Source organism: Trebonia sp., assembly GCF_049794275.1.
GTDB lineage: Bacteria > Actinomycetota > Actinomycetes > Streptosporangiales > Streptosporangiaceae > Trebonia.
Map to the genome: position 1 here is coordinate 1 of NZ_JBARCR010000243.1, position 1898 is coordinate 1898.

Genomic DNA, 1898 nt, shown 5'->3' on the forward strand with positions numbered 1-1898 from the left:
GGGCACGGCTTCAGGATCGGGCAGATCGGATCGGCCTGCCTGGTCTCGCTCGCGCACGGCACCAACGACGCGCAGAAGACCATGGGCGTGATCACCCTCGCCCTGATCGCCAACGGCACCCTGGCGAGCGGGTCCAACGCGCCGCTCTGGGTCATCGTCAGCTGCGCGATCGCCATCTCGCTCGGCACCTACCTCGGCGGCTGGCGGGTCATCCGCACGCTGGGCAAGGGCCTGGTCGAGATCGCGGCACCGCAGGGCATGGCCGCCGAGTCCGCCTCGGCCGCCGTCATCCTGCTGTCGAGCAGCTTCGGCTACTCGCTGTCGACCACGCACGTGGCCACCGGGTCCATCATCGGCACCGGCCTCGGCAAGAAGGGCGCCGAGGTCCGCTGGAACGTGGCGGGCCGGATGGCGACCGCGTGGGTCTTCACGCTCCCCTGCTCCGGCCTCGTCGGTGCGGCGGCCTACGCCCTCGCGCACGCCGTCAACGGTACCTTGGGCGTCATCGTGATCCTCATCATCCTGGCCGGGCTCGCCGGGCTCATCTTCTGGCGGTCCCGGTCCGGCAAGGTCGACCGCAACAACGTGAACGCGGAATGGACCGGAACGGTCGCGCCGGCCGAGCCCGAGCCCGCCGCGACGGCGAGCTGACAGGGAGCGAACAGCAATGTCATGGGTTAACCTCAGCGCACTGTGGAAGATCTTGGTCTTCGGCCTGGTCGCGGGCGCCGGCCTGCCGGCGCTCTTCGCCGGGGGCCTGTACGCGCTGTCGCTCGGGCCGCACCGGGCCCGGGCAGCCACGGCAGGAGCCGATGGCGACGACTCCGACGTGCTCCTCGGCGGCAGCATCGCGGGCATAGTGATCGCCGCGCTCTGCTTCCTCATCGTCCTGGCCGCCGTTGGCTGGAGCATCTACGAGATCTACCAGATCGGCCACCCGGCGCCCGCGAAGAAGTAACCCGGCCTGCAGTTCCGTCAGAGAAAGTGCAGACAATGCCACTCCCCCCAGTTCTTAGCAAGATCATCGAATGGCTGCGGGCCGGCTACCCGGAAGGCGTACCCGAGCACGACTACATCCCGCTGTTCGCCCTCCTCGGCAGCCAGCTCACGAACGAGGAAGTCAGCCTCATCGCGACTGAGCTGGAGGCCGCCGCCAACCCCGAGTCGGCGGAAGCGATCAAGAAGGCGATCGTCGAGGTCACCCACACCACGGCGAACGACGCGGACATCAACAGGGTCCGCTCGCGGCTGGCGGCGGGCGGCTGGCCGCTCGCCAGGCCCGAACCCGCCGGCTAGCGGGACGTTGCGGGCCACATAACCAGGGCAGCGCGCGGCCGTCGCGGGTGAAGGTGCCGGTCGGGCCGCCGTTCGGCAAGGTGGCCGCCCACACCACGCTGGCCGCGCCCTGGGCGAACGTGCGGGAGCGGCCGCCTGGCCGGCTGCTGTCGTTCGGCATCCAGCCGGGGCAGACCGCGTTGACCAGGATCCCGTCCCGGTACAGCTCGCCGGCCAGCATCTTGGTCAGCGCGTTGAGCGCCGCCTTGGAGACGCTGTAGGCCGGACGGCCGCCGTTCATCAGCGCGATCGAGCCGCCCTCGCTCGACACGTTCACGATGCGGGGCCGCGGCGACCTTCGCAGCAGCGGCAGCAGGGCCTGCGTCACCCGCCACGCGCCGAACAGGTTGATGTCGAGCGCCTCCGCCACCGGCGTCAGGTCGGTGGTGCCCGCGATCGCCCACAGGTCGGGCGGCGCCGACGCGTTGTTCACGAGCGTGTCGACCCGGCCGTATCGCTCCTTGACCCATCCCGTGAGCTGCTCGATGTTGACCGAGTTGTCGACCTCGATGTGGCACGGCGTGATCCGCTCGCCTTCCGGGTCGATCTCCTTGGCCGCGAGC

The 1898-nt window shown here is 70.2% G+C and carries 4 protein-coding genes; 3 read left to right on the plus strand and 1 reads right to left on the minus strand.

What is annotated here, in order from left to right; all coding sequences use genetic code 11:
• From WA805_RS06980 to WA805_RS06990, 3 genes are all read left to right on the plus strand, one after another.
• Positions 1-651 (plus strand): anion permease (locus tag WA805_RS06980; protein ID WP_425241926.1); only part of this gene is annotated, 651 nt, incomplete at its 5' end.
• Positions 652-667: 16 nt separating this feature from the next.
• Positions 668-958, plus strand: a complete 291-nt coding sequence (locus WA805_RS06985) for a hypothetical protein (RefSeq protein WP_422338467.1) — start codon at positions 668-670, stop codon at positions 956-958.
• 35 nt (positions 959-993) lie between these two features.
• The gene (locus WA805_RS06990) at positions 994-1296 is read left to right on the plus strand and encodes a DUF3349 domain-containing protein (RefSeq protein ID WP_422286014.1); all 303 of its coding nucleotides are present in this window, start codon (positions 994-996) and stop codon (positions 1294-1296) included.
• On the opposite strand, the gene WA805_RS06995 is transcribed toward WA805_RS06990, so the two are convergent.
• Positions 1229-1898: SDR family NAD(P)-dependent oxidoreductase (locus WA805_RS06995; RefSeq protein ID WP_425241927.1), on the minus strand; the 670-nt coding region annotated here is incomplete at its 5' end. The two genes, WA805_RS06990 and WA805_RS06995, sit on opposite strands and share 68 nt — an antisense overlap.